Origin of the sequence: Nocardia araoensis NBRC 100135 (assembly GCF_000308435.1) — a bacterium.
GTDB lineage: Bacteria > Actinomycetota > Actinomycetes > Mycobacteriales > Mycobacteriaceae > Nocardia > Nocardia araoensis.
The window spans coordinates 33,923-54,337 of sequence record NZ_BAFR01000212.1 but is presented as its reverse complement, the minus strand read 5'-3'; the positions used below and the strand labels follow the sequence as shown (position 1 = coordinate 54,337).

The following is a 20,415-nucleotide window of genomic DNA, read 5'->3' as shown; positions in this document are numbered from 1 at the left end:
GCCGGGACACCCATCCACGAGACCTTGGAGACTCGAGTGACTAGCAAAGCCCGTTCGGCGAAGAGCGCCGCCAAGACCGGCAAGACCTTCCGCCCGGTCGCGATCGTCGGTGGCAACCGGATTCCGTTCGCTCGCTCCGACAAGGCGTACGCGCACGCCTCCAACCAGGACATGTTCACCGCCGCGCTGGACGGACTGGTCAGCCGTTTCGGCCTGCAGGGCGAGCGCCTGGGCATGGTCGCGGGCGGCGCCGTGCTCAAGCGGGTCGGCGAGCACGGCCTGATCCGGGAAAGCGTGCTAGGCAGCAAACTCAGCCCCTACACCCCGGCGCACGATCTGCAGCTGGCCTGCGGCACCGGCCTCCAGGCGATCGTCACCGTCGGCGACGCGATCGCCGCGGGCCGGATCGAAGCCGGTGTCGGCGGCGGCACCGACACCACCTCCGACGCCCCGATCGGCGTGAGCGAGGGCATGCGCGAGTGGATGCTCGACGCCAACCGCGCCAAGACCAACAAGGACCGCCTCAAGCTGGTCGGCCAGCTGCGCCCGAGCATGCTCGGCATCGAGATCCCGCGCAACGCCGAGCCGCGCACCGGGCTGTCCATGGGCGAGCACGCCGCCATCACCGCCAAGGAATTCGGCATCCCGCGCGAGGCGCAGGACGAGCTGGCCTACCTGTCGCACAAGAACATGGCCGCCGCCTACGACCGCGGTTTCTTCGACGACCTGATCACGCCGTTCCTCGGCCTGACCCGCGACGACAACCTGCGGCCGAACTCCTCGATCGAGAAGCTGGCGACGCTGAAGCCGGTCTTCGGGGTCAAAGCGGGCGACGCGACCATGACCGCGGGCAACTCCACCCCGCTGACCGACGGCGCTTCCGCGGTGCTGCTGTCCAGCGAGGAGTGGGCCGCCGAGCGCAAGCTGCCCGTGCTGGCGCACCTGGTGGACAGCGAGGTCGCCGCGGTCGACTACATCCACGGCCCCGACGGCCTGCTGATGGCGCCGACCTACGCGGTGCCGCGCCTGCTCGCTCGCAACGGCCTGACCCTGCAGGACTTCGACTACTACGAGATCCACGAGGCGTTCGCCTCGGTGGTGCTGGCCACCCTGGCCGCGTGGGAGTCCGACGCCTACTGCAAGGAGCGCCTCGGCCTCGACGGCGCGCTCGGCTCGATCGATCGCGGCAAGCTGAACGTCAACGGTTCGTCGCTGGCCGCGGGCCACCCGTTCGCGGCAACCGGCGGCCGCATCGTCGCCTCCACCGCGAAACTGCTGGCCGAGAAGGGTTCCGGCCGCGCGCTGATCTCCATCTGCGCCGCGGGCGGCCAGGGCGTCGTCGCGATTCTCGAGCGCTGACATAGTCGCATCTCACGACGGTGGTCCGATCGGGATTCCGGTCGGACCACCTTCGCGCTACTCGCCGGGCAGCTCGAGGTGCCCGCCGAAGGCTTTGCGCATCGCCGAGAGCACTTTGTCCGCGTACACCGATTCGCCCCGCGAGGAGAATCGCGCGAACAAGGCGGAAGCCAGCACGGGGACGGGCACGCCGGTGTCGATCGCGGCATCGATCGTCCAGCGGCCCTCGCCCGAGTCGGACACCCGGCCGCTGTAGGAATCCAGGTTCGGGTCCGCGTGCAGCGCGGCCGCGGTCAGGTCGAGCAGCCAGGACGCGACCACCGACCCGCGGCGCCACACCTCGGTGATCTCGGGGATGTCCAGGTCGTACTGGTAGTACTCGGGATGCTCCAGCGGTGTCTCCTCCGCGGAGAACTCACCCGTGTGCTCGGCGCCGTAGTTGGCTCGTCGCAGGACGTTCAGCCCTTCGGCGTAGGCGGCCATCGCCCCGTACTCGATGCCGTTGTGCACCATCTTCACGAAGTGGCCCGCCCCTGCCGGCCCGCAGTGCAGGTAACCCATCTCGGCCGTGGACGGCTCGCCTGCGCGCCCCGGCGTCCGCTCCGCCGCGCCAAGGCCCGGCGCGATGGATTTCAGGAGCGGGTCCAGGTGCTTCACCGGCTCGGACTCGCCGCCGATCATCAGGCAGAAGCCGCGGGTGCGGCCGAACACTCCGCCCGAGGTGCCGATGTCGACGTAGTGGATCCCCTTGGGCCGCAACCGCTCGGCGCGCGCGAGGTCCTCGTGGTACCGGCTGTTGCCGCCGTCGATGACGATGTCACCGGGTTCGAGCAGCTCGGCGACCTGCTCGATCACCGCCCCCGTGGCCCCGGCGGGGATCATCACCCACACCACGCGCGGCGTGTCGAGCATGCCGACGAATTCGGTGAGATCGGTGGTGCCGCGGAAGCCGTCCCCAAGTTCCGCTCGCAGGTCATCGATGTTCGAGGAGTGACGTTCGTATCCGACGGCGGTGTGTCCGCCCTCGACGATGCGGCGGACGATGTTCGCGCCCATCCGGCCGAGGCCGATCATTCCGAGCTGCATGCCATCCATCTCCCTCGTGTAGCGAAGTCTTGCGGCGGGGGTTCGTCTCGATTCTCCCGCGTGGGATCGATCACGGTTCGGCTCGCGGGTGTAACGCCGCCCGCGACAGCCCGATAAACCAATCGGCTCCGCGCAGTTGCCTGACCCCCGACCCGGCAACTGCGCGGGCCGCTTTGTGTGGTGTACCCGGTTCTTCGCGCGGGATGTGCGTTATGCCCGAGCTGCGCCGACCGCTGTCGGTGAGGACCACTATCGTTGGTGAGGACGCGCAGCGGTGCGGGTCCACAATTCAATCGAACGGGGAGGACGGTTCGTGACGAGCCAGCCGAGCACCGGAGGACGCGGCCCACAGGCTGGTGGCGAAGTCGGATTGCGCCAGTTGCTCGGGGCGGAGCGCCCCCAGGCACCGGACCGGTCGGTCGCCTGGGTCGGCGACGAACAGCTCACCCAGCCCCTGCAAACTACGCCGCGGCGGCGCGTGCCGCCCCCACCCCCCCGTACGCCCGCGCGTCGCCCGATCTCGACCCCGCCACCGAAACGCCTGGACAGCGCCGTTGTGCGTCGGGTGGGCATCGCGGTGGGCGCCGTGCTGGCAGTCGCCGGTCTCGGCTACGTGGTGGACTTGGTGATGTCCTCGGGGGAGGTCGCGCGCGGCACCGTCGTGGCCGGTGTCGATGTCGGAGGCATGGACAAATCGGCCGCCGATGCCGAGCTGCGCGCCGAGCTGGACCCGCGGGCGGCCCGCGAGCTGCCGCTGCGCATCGGCGACGTGCAGACCCGTGTCGTGCCGAGCGCCGCCGGGCTCGCCGTGGACTGGGACGCCACCTGGTCGCGGATCGGCTCCCAGCCGCTCAACCCCTTCACCCGGCTCGCCTCCTTCTTCACCACCCGTGAAGTGCCGATCGTCAGCGCGATCGACGAACCGGCGCTGGATCGTCAGCTCAGCGAGCTGCGGGTGCACGACCGGCCCTCGGTCGAGGGCACCATCACTTTCGACAAAGCCCAACCCGTCGCGGTGCCGCCGGCTCCTGGACGGGTGCTCGACGTCGCCGCCGCGCGCACGGAACTGGCCGAGCGGTGGTTCACCGGCGCCACCGTGGACCTTCCCGTCGTCCCAGCACCGTTGCAGGTGCGTCCGGAGGCCGTGGACAAGGCCCTGCGCGAGATCGCCCAGCCCGCGGTGCGGGCGCCGATCTCGTTCGCTGGCAAAGGCGGCTCGGGCAGGCTCGATCCGGAGCAGATCGCGTCCGTGCTGGCCTTCGCCCCGGACGGGCAGGGCGGTCTCGCCGCGTCGGTGAATCAGGACGCCGCGATCGGTCTGCTCGGGCCGCAACTGGCCACCACCGAGGTCGAGCCGAAGGACGCGACGTTCGCGGTGGCGGGCGGCAAGGCGTCGGTCGTCCCGGCCGTGGTCGGTGACAAGATCAACTGGCCCAAGACCTTCGAACAGTTCACCGCGTTGCTGACCGCGCCGGGCGAGCGGACCGCGCAGGTGGTCTACGAGCGGGTCGAACCGAAACTGACCACCGAGGCTGCGCAGGGGCTCGGCGTGATCGAACCCGTCGGATCGTTCACCACCGGCGGTTTCAGCGGCCCCTCCGGAATCAATATCCGCACCGTGGCGAAGAAGGTCGACGGCGCGATCGTGAAGCCGGGAGAAACGTTCTCGCTCAACGACTTCACCGGCCCGCGCGGTACCGCGGAGGGATACGTCGAGTCCGGCATCATCGACCACGGCCGTCCGAGCACCGCGGTCGGCGGCGGCATCAGCCAGTTCGCCACCACGCTCTACAACGCGGCGTACTTCGCGGGCCTCGAGGACGCGGGCCACACCGAGCACAGCTACTACATCTCCCGCTACCCCGCCGCCCGCGAGGCCACCGTCTTCGACGGCGTGATCGACCTGAAGTTCCGCAACAACACCCAGACCGGCATCTACATCGAAACCTCCGCGACCGCCTCCGAGATCACCGTGCGTCTGTGGGGCACGAAGACGGTCGACGTCGAATCCATCACCGGCGAAAAGACCAAACCGACCGAGCCAACCACCGTCACCTTGCCCAAGGGCAAGGACTGCATCGCCTCCGAGGGCGGCCCCGGCTTCACCATCTCCGACACCCGCGTCATCACCGACCACAAAACCGGCCGCGAAGTGTCCCGCAAGACCCGCACGGTGAAGTACGACCCGATCCCGATCGTCAAGTGCGAGTGAGGGTATAGACCCGAGCGCACGGTTTTCGAATCCGCCCCGCCGCACACCGGAGGGGCGGATTCGCCTTTCTCACAGAGGCGTTCGCATCAGCAGCACGTTGTACTGGGTGTGCTGGGTGACCAGGAAGTAGAGATCGCGACCGGTTTGGTACGGATAGATCATGGGCGCGTACGCGGTGGGCAGGGCGCGGGCGTCGATGAGGACGCGGGGCTCGCTCCACGGCCCTTCGGGAGCCGGTGCCGTGCGCAGCACGACGCTGTTGGCTGGATCCGTGGTCAGCATGACGTACTGGCCCAGATAGTCGTTCCACATCACCGAGAGCTCGGCGACGCCGCCGACGATCGGAGCCGCCGTCTTGGCATCGGTGGGCTTCCACTCCCTGCCGTCCCAGTATTCGTAGGCGTCGATATTCGCGATATCGGATTCCTTGGCGCGGGAGACGAATCCGGGATTGTTGCGCCCCGCTGGGGTGCCGTAGCGGTAGACGTAGCCATTGGCCTTCAAGAACGCGTTCTGCTGGAAGTTCTCGTGGCCGTCGACATTGGCGCGGCGCGTGTGGGTGAGCTGGGCCCAGGTGGTGCCGCCGTCACCGGAGGCGGCGAGGGTGGAGAAGTTGGTGTGCCACTTCCCGTGATCGCCCCATTCGCGTACCGACATCAAGCTCATGTACTGCACGCCGCCCACCGAGATGCCCGCGGTGGGAATCAGGCTGATCTCGATGCCGGGAATCTTGGGGCTCGGCAACGGGTTCGGCACCACGTCGTCGAAGCGGATGCCGTCGGCCGGATCGTGCCCGGAGCTGCGGAACAGCACATTGCTGGTCCAGGCCCAGATGCTGCCCGCGAGGAGATTCGGGATGCCGATGCCCGCGCTGTCGCCGAAGGCGGTGATCATGCGGCCGTTGCCGTCGTCCCACATGATGCCGAGATCGGTGCCGAGCACGTTGACGTTCTGGGTGCGATTCGGGCTGTCCATGCCGGTCACCTGGAACACCGCTCTGGCCGGGCCGGGCAGGTCCGGCAGGCCGTGGATGCCGTTGATCGCCGGTATCGGAATGACGTTGTTCGGGTCGGCCCCGGCGGGCGTGGCGGCGGCCAGCGCCAGGACCGCGGCTAGCGCGCCAGCGCCTGCGAGTGCGGACAGCGATCGAGTCATCCGGCAATTCCCTTCCTCTGGGACGCAGTCTGCTCGGGTCATTCTGCCCGCTCGCCGCGGCGATGTCGCCTACATCGAGGGGTGGACTCAGCGCGTTCGGCCGATCGTCACCAGCCGGTAGAGCCACCACGGGCGTTCCGGGAGTTCGGGGCTGTAGACCCGCATGCTCATCGATCGGATCCGTCTTGTCGTCGGGTCGCGCACCTGCAAGTGGCGGCGAGGGAGATCCGCCGGGCGCACTTCGGTGGTCCACATGCGATCCCAGTCGGGGGAGCGGCGGCAGCGTTCGGCGATCTCCTCGACGCGCTCGCGCGGCGCGAGCGGAGACAGGATGCGGAAGGCGTCGACGAGCAGGTGCGCTTCCACGGGCCAGTCCACCATCACCCGCCGGGCCGCGGCGTCGAGAAACATCCACTCCAGCACGTTCCCTCGGGCGACCGCACCCGGAAACGCGCGTTCGTACGCGGAGTTGACGTCCACCAGATCCTGGGTGGGCATCCGCTGGTAGCAGGCCGGGTCCGGGAGGCTGTGCAGGTCGGCCAGGTCGTCCGGAGTCGGCACATCGGGGCCGGGTCCGTAGGCGGCCGCGAAGAAATCGGGCAGGCTCAGCACGACGATGTGTTTGCGGTACCAGATCGGCACCTCGAGCGCGTCGAACAATCGCTCCAACAGTGCGTGATCGGGCGCCACGGCACCTGTCTCGATCTGCTCGAGCACCGCTTCCGTGAGGCAGGCGCGCTCGGCGAGGTGGGCGGGCGTCAGCCCCGCGGCGAGGCGTCGTTCGCGCAGATAAGCGCCGATGCCAGTTGCGTTGCGCGTCACCTCGGGCACCTCTGCCGACAATTCTCGTGCCGAACTGTGAGAAGCGGGAGGCTCTTGTCGCTCCCCGGGAGCACGCAATCTACCGGAGAGGATCGGCGTCGAGCGGTGATCGAACGTCACGAATCGACAAATGTAGACGACAACGGCCCGGAGAAGATCTCCGGGCCGTTGTGCCGTTGCGGTGGGGCGAGCGTCAGAACGCGGCTTCGTCCAGCTCCATGATGTCGTTGTCCAAGTTGGACAGCACCGCGCGGGTGGCGGTCAGCTCCGGCAGGATGTTGCGGGCGAAGAACTGCGCGACCGCGATCTTGCCGTTGTAGAACGCCTCGTCGGCGCCGGTCGCGCCGTTGTCGAGGGCCGCGATGGCGACCTCGGCCTGACGCAGCAGCTGCCAGCCGATGAGCAGGTCACCGACCGAGAGCAGGAAGCGCACCGAACCCAGGCCGACCTTGTACAGCTCGCTCGGCTGCTCCTGGGCGCCCATCAGGTGGCCGGTGAGCGTGGCGGCCATGGCCTGCACGTCCTCCAGCGCGGTGGCCAGCAGCTTGCGCTCGCCCTTCAGCCGGCCGTTGCCTGCCTCGGCGTCGATGAACTTCTGCACCTGACCGGCCACGTGCGCCAGCGCGACACCGCGGTCACGGGCGATCTTGCGGAAGAAGAAGTCCTGCGCCTGGATGGCGGTGGTGCCCTCGTACAGCGAGTCGATCTTCGCGTCCCGGATGTACTGCTCGATCGGGTAGTCCTGCAGGAAGCCCGAACCACCCAGCGTCTGCAGCGACTCGGTCAGGTACTGGTAGGCCCGCTCCGAACCCACGCCCTTGACGATCGGCAGCAGCAGGTCGTTGACCCGCGCGGCCAGGTCGGCGTCCGCACCCGAAACCAGCTGGGCCACATCGGCGTTCTGGTGAGCGGCGGTGTACAGGTACACCGCGCGCAGGCCCTCGGCGTACGCCTTCTGGGTGGCCAGCGAGCGACGCACGTCCGGGTGGTGGGTGATGGTCACGCGCGGCGCGGCCTTGTCGGTCATCTTGGTCAGGTCGGCGCCCTGGACCCGCTCCTTGGCGTAGTCCCGCGCGTTCAGGTAACCGGTCGACAGGGTCGCGATGGCCTTGGTGCCCACCATCATGCGGGCGTGCTCGATGACATCGAACATCTGGGCGATGCCGTTGTGCACCTCGCCGACCAGCCAGCCCTTGGCCGGGATGCCGTGGCCGCCGAAGGTGACCTCACAGGTGGCCGAAACCTTCAAGCCCATCTTGTGCTCGACATTGGTGACGAACACACCGTTGCGCTCGCCCAGCTCACCGGTCTCGTGATCGAAGTGGAACTTCGGTACGAAGAACAGCGACAGGCCCTTGGTGCCCGGTCCGGCGCCCTCGGGACGGGCCAGCACCAGGTGCATGATGTTCGGGAACAGGTCGTCGGAGTCGGCCGAGGTGATGAACCGCTTGACGCCCTCGATGTGCCAGGAGCCGTCCTCCTGCTTGATCGCCTTGGTGCGACCCGCGCCGACGTCGGAACCGGCGTCCGGCTCGGTCAGCACCATGGTGGCGCCCCAGCCCTGGTCGGCGGCGATCTGCGCCCACTTCTTCTGCTCGTCGGTGGCGTTGTTGTAGAAGATGTTCGCGAAGCCGGGGCCAGCGGCGTACATGAAGGCGGCGGGCTGCGCGCCCAGGATCAGCTCGGCGATGGCCCAGTAGGCAGCGCGCGGGATCGGCAGGCCGCCGAGCTCCTCGGCGATGCCCAGCTTGTCCCAGCCGCCGTCCTGCAGGGTGCGGTAGCTCTTCTTGAACGACTCCGGCAGCGTGACCGTGTGGTTCTGGGGGTCGAAGACCGGCGGGTTGCGGTCGGCGTCGGCGAACGACTCACCGAGCGGACCTTCGGCCAGGCGACGCACCTCGTTGAGCATCTCCTTCACCGTGTCGGTGTCGAGATCGCCGTAGGCGCCGCTGTCCAGGATCGACCCGAGGCCGAGAACCTCGAAGAGGTTGAACTCCAGGTCGCGGACGTTGCTCTTGTAGTGACCCATTGTCAGTACTCACTCTCCGTTGAGTTGGTGCGGTCGGTATGGTTGCCGTTCCCGCCCGTTGTTCGCTCCACCGGGTAGTCGTGCCGGTTTTCCGCATGCTACTCGCGGGTAACTTATGAAACATATTACCGGCCGGTAATGACTGCGCAAAGAGATGAGCAGGCAATGTGACGCGTTTTACAGTGTTTGATGGTTGCGCTCCGTCGAGCAAGCTGCCGGTGCGGCTCACACATCAGAGAGCAGACGCAGAGGTAGGGCGGCCGTGGGTACGCACGGCCGATCGAATTCCGCTAGCTGATGGTGGAGTGTGGCGGCGCCGTCAGGGCGCATCCAACACACTCGCGGGAACCCCGTAGGGCAGGAATCGCACTCGACGGCGATCGTCGGTGTTGTCGCGATGCGCGCGCAAGGCCTCGAGCTCGCTCGGGAAGACCTGGTCGACCCTGGCCTCGCCGCTGTCATCGATGCTGTAGATCACCCACACCCCGCTGCCGGTCTCGCCGGTGATCTCGCCCTCGGTTTTCGGTGGACGTGGCCGTTCCGGTTGGACGAACTGGCCGAGCAGCGACGCCAGTGAACCGAAGCTCGCGTGATCGAGGCGATCCAGGTAGACGCCTGCTTTCCCGAGCAGGTCGCGCAGTTCGGTTCCCGCCCCGCGCAGTGCGCGTTCGAAATCTTCCGGATCGATTCCGAAAGGCCCGTTGTCTGGCATCGCATGCTCCTGAGGACGAGTTGGGCGCTACGTCCTCAGTGTCCTCGCGAAACGCGGGCTTCGCCACGCCGATCTCCCCGTCCGCGACGCAGGCACGCTTCCGGGCGATCGCACCGGTGGTTGGCAAAGGTCGCCGACCGTAAGAGGGTCGCGAACGCGCGGCGGGTGAAGTCGCTGCACAATGAACACGATGCTCATCGAGACCAGTGCCGGCCCCGCTGAGGTCGAACTCGAACAGCCGCGCAGGCCCGCGTTCCTGCTGCTGCTCACGCATGGCGCGGGCGGCGGGATCGAGGCCGAGGACCTGCTCGCGGTGCGTGACGCCGCATTGCGACTGGGCGGTGGAGTCGCGCGGGTGGTGCAGCCGTATCGGGTTGCCGGGCGGCGGGCGCCGGGATCGGCGGTCAAGCAGGACGAGGCTTGGCTGGAGATCGTCGCGCGATTGCGCGGGCGTAAGCGCATCCCGCTGATCCAGGGTGGGCGCAGCAACGGGGCGCGGGTGGCTTGCCGTACCGCCGTCGCGGCACGGGTCCGTGGCGTTCTCGCCCTCTCGTTCCCGCTGCATCCGCCGGGGAAGCCGGAGAACTCGCGCCGGGACGAGCTGCTCGCGCCCGGTGACATCGAAGTGGTGGTCGTCAACGGGGCCAACGACCCGTTCGGCATTCCCGATCCCGCCGACGCCGCCGAAGTCCGCGTCGTTCCGGGACAGCCGCACGCCTTCCGCGCCGGGTTCGACGTGATCGCCGAGACCGTGACCCCGTGGCTGGAGCGCTGGTCCTGAACCCCTATTCGGCCGGTCGGGTGGCGATGACCAGCGCGTCGATGGCGTCGCCCATTTCAGTGGGCCGATAGACACGGTCGGCGATGCGCACGCGCACCTCGCTCGCCGCCGCCAAGGGGCCGAGGTCGGCGACGATGTCGTCAGGGGTGAACAGGATGGCCGGATCCTGCGGCCCGCCGCAGCCGTCGGTGATGTTGGTGGTGTCGTGGCCGAGCACGAGCAGGGTGCCTTCCGGAGCCAGCAGCCCGGCCGCCTTGCGGACCAGCGCGCGGCGCTGTTCGGCGGGCAGGTGCACAAAGACCATCAAGACCAGCTCGAACGGGCCGGTGATCCCCGCCTCGTCCAGATGGGTGACATCGGCGCATTGCCAGGTGATGCGACCGCGGACCGAACGGGACAGCCGCGATGCGACGGTGCGGCCTTTGTCGATACCGACTTGGGAATAGTCGACGGCATGCACCTGCCACCCGTGCGTCGCGAGCCACAGGGTGTTGCGACCCTCACCGCACGCCAAGTCGAGTGCGCGCGGGAACTCCGGTGCATCGCCCTCGGGTGTGGCGGCTTGGAGGGGCGCACGGCGTTCCAACCCGTAGACGTGCTCCACCACGGTGTTGTTCGGCGGTGCGCCCCAGACCAATTCCGTTTGCGCGTAGCGCTCGTCCCAGTCGGCCGCATCCATATTTCGAGTCTATTGATCGCGCGGCGCGTGACCGGTCGGGTTGCCCGAGTCAGTCCGATACCTGCGGGAGCCAATGCACCGGCGTGGTCTCGCGGAAGTGGATCAGCACGTCGAACGCCTCGGTGAGCGACGACAACCGGATGTTCGCCGTGGCGTCGGCGGCCGGGTCGTAGACGCCGCTGATCGTGCGCAGTTTCGCCGGGCCGGTCAGCCGATCGCGTACCGGTTCCGGTGCCGCGCTGTGCAGGTCCACGTAGTAGGCGGGCAAGTCGACCGCGCCGAGCGCGGCATCGACCAGGTCCGGCTGCGGGTCGGGCGCCACGGCCGCGCCCAAGTCGCCGTGATGGAAGCCGATGGCGATGGATACGTATCCTTCCCCCAGTTCAGCGCGCAAATGGCTTCCGGCGCCACGGAATTCGGCCGTCCCGAAAACGATCGGAAGGCTGGTGGTGTGCGCGAGGCCGTCCCAATAGACGATCTTGGCGCCGGTCGAGCGCTGCCATTCCAGCACCCTTTCGGCGGCCGGCCGTTCGTCACGGGCGAACCCTTGGCTCGCGACGCTCTGCCAGTGGAAGTCGAGGATCAGGCGGGCGTGGGCGAGCGCCGCCGCGCGCTCGCCGGTGTCCGGCAAATCCGCGAGCAGCGCGAGGGCGTCTTCGGCGTGCTCCGCGAACGGGCGGCCGGGGTGGGTGCCCTGATGACGTTGGACGTGCTCGTCGACCTGGTGCGCGGTGCGGATCGGCGCCAGGTGCGCCTCGATCGCGGCGAACCGATCGGGAGCCGCGTCGCGCACGTAGGCGAGCACCGCGTCGTAGTCGCTCGGCTCGGCCCGGGGCGGTTCGACGCCGAAGATCCGCACCGGGTCGTTCGGATGCGCCACGTTGTACGCGCGGATCCACCGCAGCGTGGCCGCCGATTCCTCGGTGCGCCAAGGGCGCCAGGCGCCGGCGAGCACCGTCTCGGGGTCGCTCGCGCCCGCGGTGACGAACCGGTCCCAGCGTTCGCCGGAACGCGCGCTGTCCTGGATGGCCAGTGCCCGGAAGCCGTGCCGTTCGACCAGCCCGCGCAGCAGCCGCTCGCGCACACCGAAGGTCTGCCGGGAGAACCGCGTCGACTCACCGAGCCCGACCACCGTGGCGGCGGCGAGCCGCGCGATCAAGGCGTCGAGTTCCGTGCCGGGCGAGTCCGGATCGGAGCTTTCGATCGCGACGGCGTTGTCGCGCAACCAGGCGCGAACGTCGACGGTGGTGCTGAGCATGGTGCCTCCCGGAAACGTGAACGATCCAACGCGGTGCAGCCTCATACATGAACCATTGTTGAGGTCAAGTGCCGCGTCGGATCGCCGCGTTCCCGGTCACAGCGTCGTGCGCATCAAAAGGACGTTGTACTGGCTGTGCACGGTCGTGAGGAAGTACAGGTCGCGCCCGGTCTGATACGGGAAGATCGAGGGTGCGTAGGCGGTGGGCAGTTCGCGGGTGTCGATCAGCACCTCGGGCTCGCTCCACGGGCCGGCCGGGGCGGGTGCGCGCCGCATCACCACGGAATTGAATCGGTCGGTGGTCAGCGAAATGTATTGCCCCAGATACTCGTTGTACATCACCGAAAGCTCGCCGACGCCGAACATGATGGGGGCGGCGGCATCCACGTCGTTCTTCCGCCACGCTCGGCCGTCCCAGTATTCGTATTCGGCGAGATTCCCGATGTCGTGCGCGCGCACGCGGGCGACGTGCGCGGTGTGATTGCGCCCGGATCGCGTGCCGTATTCGTAGATGTATCCGCCGTCGGCGAGAAAGGCGTTCATCTGGAAGTTGGCGTTCCCGCCCTCGTTGTTCCGCCGTGTTTCCGGCAGTTCGGCCCACGTCTCGCCGTTGTCCCCCGAGACGGCGAGGCCGGAGAAGTTGGTGCTCCACTGGCCGACGTCGTCCCAGGTCTTCACCGACATCAGGCTCATGTACTGCACGCCGTCGACGGCGATGCCCGCGGTGGGAATCCGGCTGATCTCGAGGAAGGGAATCTTCGGGCTGGCGATCAGATCGCGCGCCTGACCGAACACGTCGCGCACCACGCTGTCGAAATAGATGCCCTCGGCCGGATCGGTGGTGTGGCTGCGTACCAGGATATTGCTGCGCCAGGCCCACATGCTGCCCGCGAGCAGATTCGGGAAACCGACGCCCGCGGTGTCGCCGAACGCCGTGAGCATTTCGCCGTGCCCGTTGTCCCACATGATGCCGAGATCGGTGCCGAGGACGTTGTAGCTCTGAGTGTTGTTCGGGCTGGCCATACCGGTGACCTGGAAGACCGCCTTGGTGCGGCCGAGCAGATTCGGCAGTCCGGTCGAGCCGTTGAGCACCGGGATCGGATTGATGGCGTTCGGGTTCGCGATGGCGGGGGTGGTCGCCGTGAAGAGCAGGGCCGAGGCGCCCGCAAGCGCCGAGAGTAGGAAGGATACGGTTTTGATCACTGCCTGTGAGCCCTCCGGTTTCTTCCCGAGAGCGGTGCGAAACACGGTCGTCCCGCGATACACAGACCCTTCGCAGTGTGCCGCGCACCACTAGTCGACTGGCTGGCAAATCGTGCAAATGGTAGCAGCGTCAACCGGTCGCGCGGAGAGTTCCGAGCAGAATAGCAAATTTACAGCTATCTTCCGGCAGGCCCGCTGAGTGCCTTGCGGAGGATCAGGGGAAGTTGGGTCGCGCGCTCGATGGCGAGGGTTCGCCGGGTGGATGCTGACCACGACTTCTCGAAGAGTCGTTTGGCGGAGGTGACCGCATGCGGCGATCGCGTCGCGAGGCGGTCGGCGAGTTTCTCGGCCTCCGCGACGGGGTCCGGCGTCAGCTCGGTGACCAAGCCGATCCGCGCGGCGTAGTCCGCGTCGACGAGGTCGGCGGTCATCGTGAGCAGAAGGGCTTTGTCGATGCCGATCAGTCTGGACAGCGTTGCCGCGCCGGTCATGTCCGGGACCAGGCCGTGCTTGGCCTCCATGACGGAGAACTCGGCGTCGGGGGCGGCGAAGCGGACGTCCGCGGCGAGCGCGAGCTGAAGTCCGCCGCCGTAGCAGCGCCCGTGCACCGCGGCGATCACCGGCACGGGCAGGCGGCGCCAAGCCCAGCACGCCTCTTGAAAGGCGTTGGTGCCGCGCCAGGGGTGCGGCACGAAGTTCCGAATGATTGCCAGTGGATTGCTGATTGCTGCGGCAATATCCAGCCCGCTGCTGAAGCTGGGTCCGTTGCCGGACAGGATGACCGCTCGAACATCACCGTTTCGGGCCACTAGCTTCGCGCTGGCAACCAGCTCGTGGAGCATGTCGATGGTCAGGCCGTTGTGTTTGTCCGGCCGGTCCAGTGTGACGTACGCGCGGTGGCCGTCGAACCGTACGGCGATGTCGGTGCCCATTCTCGAATCTTACTCACGGGTCAGTTAGGTGGCGCGCGCTATTGCCGCGGTGCGTTGGCTCTGTTCTAATCGGACTCGAGTTACCGTCAATGCTGACGGTTCTGGAGCGGAGGACGCATGCTGCCAGCCGGAATGGACCCGAGGACGCCGGTGCTCGTCGGCGCCGGGCAGGTCGTACACCGACCGGGGGAGCCGGGTCTGCCCGGCCCGGTCGAACTCGCCGCCGAATCGCTGCGCCGCGCCGGCGCCGACAGCGGCGTCGGCGACCGGTTGCTGCGCTCGACCGACCTGATCGCCGCCGTCGCTCCGGTCAGCCGCCCGTACGGCGACCTGGGCGCACTGGTCGCGGCCGATCTGGGCGTCAGCCCGAGAAGGACCGTGCAGTCGGTGCGCTTCGGCGGCGACGCTCCGCAGCGGCTGCTCAACGTCGTCGCGCAGGCGATCGCCGACGGCCGCTCGGATGTCGCCCTGCTCACCGGCGCAGAAGCGGTGTACTCCGGGAACGCGGCCACCCGGTCGGGTACGCCGGTGGACTGGCCGGAGCAGCCGGAGGACGTGACTCCCGACGAGATCGTCGGCTCCGATCGCGGGCCGAACTCCGACATGGAGACAGCCGCCGGCCTGTGGGGCCCGGTGTACTTCTACGCGCTCATGGAGACGGCGTTGCGCCGCAGGCTCGGGGCGAGCGAGGCCGCGCACCGCGAGCGGATCGGCGGACTGTGGTCGCGACTGTCGGAGATCGCGGCGCGCAATCCGTACGCGTGGCAGCCCGCCGCGCAGACCGCCGCCGAACTCGTGACGCCCGCTCCCGCCAACCGGATGGTGTCGACGCCCTATCCGAAGCTGCTGGTCGCGAACCTGACCGTGGATATGGGCGCGGGGCTCATCGTGTGTAGCGCGGCGGCGGCGGACGCCGCCGGTGTGCCGCGGGACCGATGGGTGTTCCCGCATGCGGGCGCCACCGCGACCGACGAGTGGTTCGTCTCCGAGCGAGCGGACATGTCCCGCTCGCCCGCGATCGCCGCGGCGGGGAAGGCGGCGCTCGGCGCGGCGGGGATCGCGATAGACGATGTCGCGCACGTCGACCTGTACTCCTGCTTCCCGGTGGCGGTGCAGATCGCCGCCGAGGAACTCGGCCTTCCGATCGACGATCCGGCCCGGCCGCTGTCGGTCACCGGCGGCCTCACCTTCGCGGGCGGGCCGGGGAACAACTACACGACGCACTCGATCGCGACGTTGTCCGGCATCCTTCGCGCGGACCCCGGCGCGTACGGGCTGGCGACGGCGCTCGGTTGGTACAGCACCAAGCACGGCGTCGGGCTGTACTCGACCGAGCCGCCGCAGCGGCTGTTCCGCGCGATCGAGGCGGAGGTGCCCGCGGCACGGCGGGAACCCGCGCCCGGGTACACCGGTCCGGTCACGGTCGAGGCGTACACCGTCGCCTACCGCAAGGGCTCCGCGCCGGACCGTGCCGACGAGCCGGAAGCCGTTGTGGTGAGCGCACTGACACCGGCGGGCACGCGCATACTGGTCCGGGCGTCGGATGCCGACACCCTCGCGGCGTTCACCGCGGGCGACCCGCTCGGCGCGGACGCCGAGATCGCCGCGGACACGTTCACCCTGCTCACCGAGAGGAGCGCCCGATGAACGACTCGGTCCTGATCGAGCGGCGCGACGCGATCACCGTGCTCACGGTCAACCGTCCCGAGGCGCGCAACGCCGTCAACCTGGCCACCGCGCAGGCCATCGAGGCCGCTGTCGACGAATTCGAAGCCGACGCCGCGGCGCGCGTGCTCGTGCTCACCGGCGCGGGCGGAACCTTCAGCGCCGGAATGGATCTCGTCGCCGCCTCGAAGGGCGAGATGCCGATGACGCAGCGCCGCGGCCCGCTCGGCATCACGGCGAACCCCCCGGCGAAACCGATGATCTCCGCGGTCGAGGGCTTCGCGCTGGCCGGTGGCTTCGAGCTGGCGCTCGCCGGCGACCTCATCGTCGCCGCGCGCGACGCGCAGTTCGGCATTCCCGAGGTCAAGCGCGGTCTGGTGGCCGCGGGCGGCGGCGTGCTGCGCCTGACCCAGCGGCTGCCGCGCAGCACCGCCGCCGAACTCGCCCTCACCGGAGGTCGGATCGGGGCCGAGCGGCTCTACCAGCTCGGCTTGGTCAACCGGGTGACCGATCCGGGTGCGGCGCTGTCGGTGGCGCTCGAACTCGCGGCCGAGATCGTCGCCGCCGCACCGCTCGCCGTGGCCGCCAGCAAGCGCATCATCGACGAGTCGCCGGATTGGCCGGTCGCGGAGGGATTCGCCAAGCAGGGCGAGATCGCACTGCCCGCACTGATTTCCAAGGACGCCGCCGAAGGAGCGCTGGCGTTCGCGCAGAAGCGCGAGCCCCAGTGGCAGGGCCGCTGACGGGCGGGCCGGGACACGTCCGGCAGCCGCAGGCGCAGCGCAGGGAGCGCATGCGCACGCGGTTGCTGGACGCGGCGGTGGAGAGCCTGGTCGAGGTCGGTTACGCGGGCACGACCACGCTCGAGGTGCAGAAGCGGGCGGCGGTGCCGCGCGGGACTTTGCAGCACTATTTCCCCACCAGGGCCGACCTGCTCGCCGGTGCCGTCGAGCACGTGGCCCGCCGCCGATTCGACCAGCTCACAAGCGAGTTCGAGGCGATTCCGGATGATGCGGACCGGCTGGAGACGGCCGTCGAGCTGACCATGCGGATGCTCAGCGGTCCGTCGTTCTGGGCGGCGCTGGAGATGTGGGTGGGCGCGCGGACCGATCCGGAACTGCGGGCGGCGTTCCTGCCGCTGGAGGTTCGACTGTTCGAACTGATGCACACCAGCATTCGCGACAGCTTCCGGCGCGAGTTCCCTGACGATCCCCGGGTGCCGACGATCACCGAGTTCACCATCGAGATCATGACCGGCCTGGCCCTGCGCGTGCTGCTCACCGGAGACTTGTCCCGCAACCGGATCCTTCGGCACCGGTGGGGTAATGCCGTGCGGGTCCTGCTGGGCACGGCACCCGCGGACACATTGCTCGACCCGCCCGCGGAGTGAGACGGACCAGCGCCTATCGCTTGCGGGTGATCGTCTCGAGCAGCACTTGCGCGCACCCGGCCGGGTCGTCGAAGAACGGCGTGTGCCCGCTGCCGTGCAGCGTGACGTGCTCGGCGTCCGGCAGCACGCTGCGCGCCTTGCGGCTCTGGGTCGCGTAGGTGAGCAGGATGTCGCGGCTGCCCCAGGCGATGGTCACCGGAATGTCGGCGAGCGCGCCCATTTCGGGCAGCCGGACGTCGGTGAACGACGCGATCGCCTCGTCGAATCCGGCCGCGTCCGCCGCGCCGATGGCGGTGTCGAGCGCCACCTTCGGGTCCAGCGCCCATGGTTTGCCGAAGACCAGTGAGAGGAAGACGGTCCGGCCCGCGGCCGTACCGAGGACGGACGGCAGGGCGGGGCGCAATCTGCGCGCCAGCGCCCGTGACTTGCCCAGCGACTGCTGGCACCACATGCGACCGGCGGTGTCCCAGAACCCGATCGGGGAGTAGGCGGTCACCGAGCGAGCCAGTCCGCGCGAACCCAACTCCAGCGTGATCAGCCCGCCCATGGAGTTGCCCGCGAGATGCGGTTGTTCGATCCCCTGCGCGGCGAGGAATTCGGCGAGCGCGTCGGTGAGGTTGGGCACCGTGTTGTGCGCAAGCGGCTGCGTGGAACCGCCGAATCCGGGCAGGTCGACGGCGATCACTTCGTACGACGCGGCCAGGGTGTCGATGATCGGCTCCCACACCTGCCAGCGGCTTCCGACCCCGTGTACCAGCACGAGCGGGTCGCCCGCGCCGACGCGGTGATGGTGCAACGTCGTCATGCGCCAACCCTAACAGCAGTCACCTGTCATCAGTTGGTATCACGCGGGCCGTTCGGCCGGTCGCCGCCGAGGGCTGGTGCCGGCCCTCGCGGTGTCGGTAGGATAATTGGTATGGCAACGCGTAAGGTCACCCTTTCGCTGGACGAAGCCGCTTGGTCGTATGCCGAACAAGCGGCCGCCCGAGCGGGAATGTCGCCGTCGGCTTGGATCTCGAAGGCCGCGCGACGGGAGGCCGTGCGCACCGGCGTGGGTCCGGTGCCGGATGTGACCGCCGAGGCCGCCGCGGACGCGGCCGAGCTGGCGGCCGCCGAGGAGGCGATGCGTGCGTCGGGGTGAACTGTGGATCTACAACCCGCATGGTTCGCCCCGTCGTCGAACGGTCGTGCTCATCAGCAGCGACGGCATCAACGAATCGCCGCGCCCCTGGCTGATCGCGGCCGAGGTGATCGAGGACGATCCGCGCGACATCCTCGCGGTTCCGGTGGAGAAATACGGCTGGGTGCATGCCGGGAACATCGGGCGTATCTTCCGCGGTTGGCTGGCCGAGCGGGTGGACGTGGTGGACACCGACACGCTGGAACGGCTCGACACCGCCTTGCGCGCTGCGATGGACCTGTAATGAAGTTGCTGCCCGGTGCCGCGACGTGCTCGCCCGACAGGTGACTTCCTCGTACCGGGTGAGGCGAGTGTGCGGTCCGAGGTGGTTCGGGCACAACGGATCCAGCGGTTCGTCCGACCCTGTTCTCATCGGTGGATCGGCTGTCGAGCACTGGTAATGTGGCACCCCACCTTGTAAGAGCCGCAGATCTCGAGAGGTGCGCCGTGTCGATGGTCCCGCCTGCGGAAACCTTCTGCCGCATCGCCTCTCGGCTCGCGCGAGACATCTGCTCGTCCAGTCGCTCTTATGGCGATCTTCTGCGGGAAGCGGCGTTGCGAGCCCGGGAAAGCGCCAGGGCTCTGGCCGAAGCCGATCGGGCCGGCGGCGAGCGCATCCTGTGGTTTCCCGGTGTCGAGTGGGTACCGGAGGCCGAACGGCGGGCGCGCATCGCGCGCGGCGAAATTCCCAAGCCCAGACTGTGGTTTCGCTCCGATGCCGTGTCCTACGACATACTGCGGGATGTCGAAGGGCTGCCCAGCGGACTGTCGTTCAACTCGAAACCCCCGGATCACGCACAGCACAGCACCTGGGCCAGGGCCCGCGACCTCAGGCTCGAGCGAGAGTACGAGGTGGCGAACGACGACGCCCTTCGAGATTGGGAGGGACAGGGCATGTGGTTCGAGCGCGAGTACACAACGCTCGTGCGTGCGCAGTGGTACCACCCCGATCGACCGAACGATAAGCCGATACATATTCGCGGGCACGGAAACAAGCACAAGTTCACTTGGAACGTCCAGGTGGGTCGAGAGCCCACCGGAGAACCGAAGTACCTGAAGGTGGCCGTCAACGGGCACGTCATGGCGGACTTTCTCGCCACCAACCCCGACTTCTGGTCGCTGTTGCGGTCTCGTGGCGGAGACATCCTGTTCCACAATTGCGGTATCGCCGCCGAGCAAGGCACCGCAGGCAGGCTCGTCGGCGCGCGCCTGCGCGGTCACGGGGTCGATGTGCCGATGTACGGGGGTACCGGCCTAACCGTCACGCATGCCACCGATGAGTCCGGCCTGCCGTTGGCGCGTCCGGACAAGAACGTCCACGGCGGCGTCGCATGGGATCCGGATCCCTCCGGCGCGTCGCTCTATGTGCTGCCGGAAAAGGGCACCGACGGCACTTCCCGGCCCGGCCGATTCGTGGAGTTGTAACCGCGACCGCCGTCCCGGGCCGCTCGTTCTCGGCGCACTCATGTCACTGCGGACTACCGCTGAACGCCGGACGGCATTATGGTGGCCACGCCACCCACAGTGGTCAGTCGAGGAAGAGGAGTCAGGTGCGGATCTGCATGATCGCCGCGGCGCTGATCGCGCTGCCGGTGCTCGCGGCATGCGGCAGCGACAAGGACACGGCGGCGCCAACGGTGACGCAGGCCGATCTCGCCAAGTCACTGCAGGACAAGGGCCTCAAGAACAAGCAATTGGCCGAATGCGCCGCGAAGGTGTTCGTCGACCAGGGCATCTCGCAGGCCGGACTGCGGATCATGATCAGCGACGAGTACGACACCAAGTCTCCCAACCAGGAAACGCTGGGGATGAGCAAGGAGGACGCGGACAAGGCGCGCGCTGCCAGCGGTCGCATCGCGAGCGAGTGCATGTCGGCGGCCCAGACGCGCTGAGTTCCGGCACGCCGGGGCGGTCCACGATTCGCGTAGCGAGGCGATGAGGCAGACCGTACG

The 20,415-nt window shown here is 68.5% G+C and carries 20 protein-coding genes; 10 read left to right on the top strand and 10 right to left on the bottom strand.

Going from position 1 to position 20,415, the window contains the following annotated elements:
- Positions 1-36: 36 nt before the first annotated feature.
- Positions 37-1,359, top strand: a complete 1,323-nt coding sequence (locus tag ON21_RS28555) for an acetyl-CoA C-acetyltransferase (RefSeq protein WP_039802948.1) — start codon at positions 37-39, stop codon at positions 1,357-1,359.
- 57 nt (positions 1,360-1,416) lie between these two features.
- On the opposite strand, the gene gnd is transcribed toward ON21_RS28555, so the two are convergent.
- On the bottom strand, positions 1,417-2,445 hold the full coding sequence (gnd, locus tag ON21_RS28550) for a phosphogluconate dehydrogenase (NAD(+)-dependent, decarboxylating) (RefSeq protein WP_039802946.1): 1,029 nt from the start codon (positions 2,443-2,445) through the stop codon (positions 1,417-1,419).
- 313 nt (positions 2,446-2,758) lie between these two features.
- Between gnd and ON21_RS28545 the strand changes: the two genes are divergently transcribed.
- Positions 2,759-4,657 (top strand): VanW family protein, encoded by a 1,899-nt coding sequence (locus ON21_RS28545; RefSeq protein ID WP_039802911.1) that lies wholly within the window; start codon positions 2,759-2,761, stop codon positions 4,655-4,657.
- 69 nt (positions 4,658-4,726) lie between these two features.
- Here ON21_RS28545 and ON21_RS28540 read toward each other — a convergent pair whose 3' ends face one another.
- The 4 genes from ON21_RS28540 to ON21_RS28525 all read right to left on the bottom strand — a co-directional run bounded on the left by ON21_RS28540 (position 4,727) and on the right by ON21_RS28525 (position 9,375).
- Complete coding sequence (locus ON21_RS28540; protein WP_039802909.1) at positions 4,727-5,812, bottom strand: glycoside hydrolase family 183 protein; 1,086 nt, start codon at positions 5,810-5,812, stop codon at positions 4,727-4,729.
- A gap of 87 nt (positions 5,813-5,899) precedes the next feature.
- Positions 5,900-6,634 (bottom strand): helix-turn-helix domain-containing protein, encoded by a 735-nt coding sequence (locus ON21_RS28535; RefSeq protein ID WP_039802944.1) that lies wholly within the window; start codon positions 6,632-6,634, stop codon positions 5,900-5,902.
- Between the two features lie 193 nt (positions 6,635-6,827).
- Entirely contained in the window at positions 6,828-8,663 is a 1,836-nt protein-coding gene (locus ON21_RS28530) for an acyl-CoA dehydrogenase (protein WP_039802907.1), read from the bottom strand.
- A gap of 319 nt (positions 8,664-8,982) precedes the next feature.
- Positions 8,983-9,375: an Rv0313 family protein gene (locus ON21_RS28525; protein ID WP_039802905.1), complete on the bottom strand. Its 393-nt coding sequence runs from the start codon at positions 9,373-9,375 to the stop codon at positions 8,983-8,985.
- Between the two features lie 190 nt (positions 9,376-9,565).
- Between ON21_RS28525 and ON21_RS28520 the strand changes: the two genes are divergently transcribed.
- The gene (locus ON21_RS28520) at positions 9,566-10,156 is read left to right on the top strand and encodes an alpha/beta hydrolase family protein (protein ID WP_039802942.1); all 591 of its coding nucleotides are present in this window, start codon (positions 9,566-9,568) and stop codon (positions 10,154-10,156) included.
- A gap of 4 nt (positions 10,157-10,160) precedes the next feature.
- On the opposite strand, the gene ON21_RS28515 is transcribed toward ON21_RS28520, so the two are convergent.
- From ON21_RS28515 to ON21_RS28500, 4 genes are all read right to left on the bottom strand, one after another.
- Complete coding sequence (locus ON21_RS28515) at positions 10,161-10,835, bottom strand: class I SAM-dependent methyltransferase (RefSeq protein WP_039802903.1); 675 nt, start codon at positions 10,833-10,835, stop codon at positions 10,161-10,163.
- Positions 10,836-10,884: 49 nt separating this feature from the next.
- A complete protein-coding gene (locus ON21_RS28510; RefSeq protein WP_039802901.1) occupies positions 10,885-12,093 on the bottom strand; it encodes an erythromycin esterase family protein in 1,209 nt (402 codons plus the stop codon).
- A gap of 96 nt (positions 12,094-12,189) precedes the next feature.
- A complete protein-coding gene (locus ON21_RS28505) occupies positions 12,190-13,296 on the bottom strand; it encodes a glycoside hydrolase family 183 protein (protein ID WP_039802939.1) in 1,107 nt (368 codons plus the stop codon).
- Positions 13,297-13,472: 176 nt separating this feature from the next.
- Positions 13,473-14,228, bottom strand: coding sequence for a crotonase/enoyl-CoA hydratase family protein (locus ON21_RS28500; protein WP_039802899.1), 756 nt, complete (start codon positions 14,226-14,228; stop codon positions 13,473-13,475).
- Positions 14,229-14,345: 117 nt separating this feature from the next.
- Between ON21_RS28500 and ON21_RS28495 the strand changes: the two genes are divergently transcribed.
- Genes ON21_RS28495 through ON21_RS28485 form a run of 3 tightly spaced genes read left to right on the top strand, consistent with a single transcriptional unit; the run spans position 14,346 to position 17,283 of the window.
- The gene (locus ON21_RS28495; protein WP_039802897.1) at positions 14,346-15,875 is read left to right on the top strand and encodes an acetyl-CoA acetyltransferase; all 1,530 of its coding nucleotides are present in this window, start codon (positions 14,346-14,348) and stop codon (positions 15,873-15,875) included.
- On the top strand, positions 15,872-16,636 hold the full coding sequence (locus ON21_RS28490; RefSeq protein WP_039802895.1) for a crotonase/enoyl-CoA hydratase family protein: 765 nt from the start codon (positions 15,872-15,874) through the stop codon (positions 16,634-16,636). Before ON21_RS28495 ends, ON21_RS28490 begins: the two co-directional genes overlap by 4 nt.
- Entirely contained in the window at positions 16,621-17,283 is a 663-nt protein-coding gene (locus tag ON21_RS28485; RefSeq protein WP_051021430.1) for a TetR/AcrR family transcriptional regulator, read from the top strand. The genes ON21_RS28490 and ON21_RS28485 overlap by 16 nt, the downstream gene beginning before the upstream one ends.
- 13 nt (positions 17,284-17,296) lie before the next feature.
- On the opposite strand, the gene ON21_RS28480 is transcribed toward ON21_RS28485, so the two are convergent.
- Entirely contained in the window at positions 17,297-18,088 is a 792-nt protein-coding gene (locus ON21_RS28480; RefSeq protein ID WP_039802893.1) for an alpha/beta fold hydrolase, read from the bottom strand.
- Between the two features lie 111 nt (positions 18,089-18,199).
- Here ON21_RS28480 and ON21_RS28475 point away from each other — a divergent pair, with 111 nt between their 5' ends.
- The 4 genes from ON21_RS28475 (at position 18,200) to ON21_RS28460 (ending at position 20,355) form a co-directional block, all read left to right on the top strand.
- A complete protein-coding gene (locus tag ON21_RS28475; protein ID WP_039802891.1) occupies positions 18,200-18,424 on the top strand; it encodes a hypothetical protein in 225 nt (74 codons plus the stop codon).
- Positions 18,411-18,707, top strand: a complete 297-nt coding sequence (locus tag ON21_RS28470) for a hypothetical protein (RefSeq protein WP_039802889.1) — start codon at positions 18,411-18,413, stop codon at positions 18,705-18,707. The genes ON21_RS28475 and ON21_RS28470 overlap by 14 nt, the downstream gene beginning before the upstream one ends.
- 203 nt (positions 18,708-18,910) lie before the next feature.
- Positions 18,911-19,888: a hypothetical protein gene (locus tag ON21_RS28465; protein ID WP_157170994.1), complete on the top strand. Its 978-nt coding sequence runs from the start codon at positions 18,911-18,913 to the stop codon at positions 19,886-19,888.
- A gap of 137 nt (positions 19,889-20,025) precedes the next feature.
- On the top strand, positions 20,026-20,355 hold the full coding sequence (locus ON21_RS28460) for a hypothetical protein (RefSeq protein WP_245562771.1): 330 nt from the start codon (positions 20,026-20,028) through the stop codon (positions 20,353-20,355).
- The last annotated feature ends 60 nt before the right edge of the window (positions 20,356-20,415 follow it).

What these genes read in the sequence shown, in the direction of transcription:
- gnd (WP_039802946.1), bottom strand. Translation starts at nt 2,445, where the DNA reads ATGCAGCTCGGAATGATCGGCCTCGGCCGGATGGGCGCGAACATCGTC.
- ON21_RS28540 (WP_039802909.1), bottom strand. Translation starts at nt 5,812, where the DNA reads ATGACTCGATCGCTGTCCGCACTCGCAGGCGCTGGCGCGCTAGCCGCG.
- ON21_RS28530 (WP_039802907.1), bottom strand. Translation starts at nt 8,663, where the DNA reads ATGGGTCACTACAAGAGCAACGTCCGCGACCTGGAGTTCAACCTCTTC.
- ON21_RS28525 (WP_039802905.1), bottom strand. Translation starts at nt 9,375, where the DNA reads ATGCCAGACAACGGGCCTTTCGGAATCGATCCGGAAGATTTCGAACGC.
- ON21_RS28520 (WP_039802942.1), top strand. Translation starts at nt 9,566, where the DNA reads ATGCTCATCGAGACCAGTGCCGGCCCCGCTGAGGTCGAACTCGAACAG.
- ON21_RS28515 (WP_039802903.1), bottom strand. Translation starts at nt 10,835, where the DNA reads ATGGATGCGGCCGACTGGGACGAGCGCTACGCGCAAACGGAATTGGTC.
- ON21_RS28510 (WP_039802901.1), bottom strand. Translation starts at nt 12,093, where the DNA reads ATGCTCAGCACCACCGTCGACGTTCGCGCCTGGTTGCGCGACAACGCC.
- ON21_RS28500 (WP_039802899.1), bottom strand. Translation starts at nt 14,228, where the DNA reads ATGGGCACCGACATCGCCGTACGGTTCGACGGCCACCGCGCGTACGTC.
- ON21_RS28495 (WP_039802897.1), top strand. Translation starts at nt 14,346, where the DNA reads ATGCTGCCAGCCGGAATGGACCCGAGGACGCCGGTGCTCGTCGGCGCC.
- ON21_RS28490 (WP_039802895.1), top strand. Translation starts at nt 15,872, where the DNA reads ATGAACGACTCGGTCCTGATCGAGCGGCGCGACGCGATCACCGTGCTC.
- ON21_RS28480 (WP_039802893.1), bottom strand. Translation starts at nt 18,088, where the DNA reads ATGACGACGTTGCACCATCACCGCGTCGGCGCGGGCGACCCGCTCGTG.
- ON21_RS28475 (WP_039802891.1), top strand. Translation starts at nt 18,200, where the DNA reads ATGGCAACGCGTAAGGTCACCCTTTCGCTGGACGAAGCCGCTTGGTCG.
- ON21_RS28460 (WP_245562771.1), top strand. Translation starts at nt 20,026, where the DNA reads ATGATCGCCGCGGCGCTGATCGCGCTGCCGGTGCTCGCGGCATGCGGC.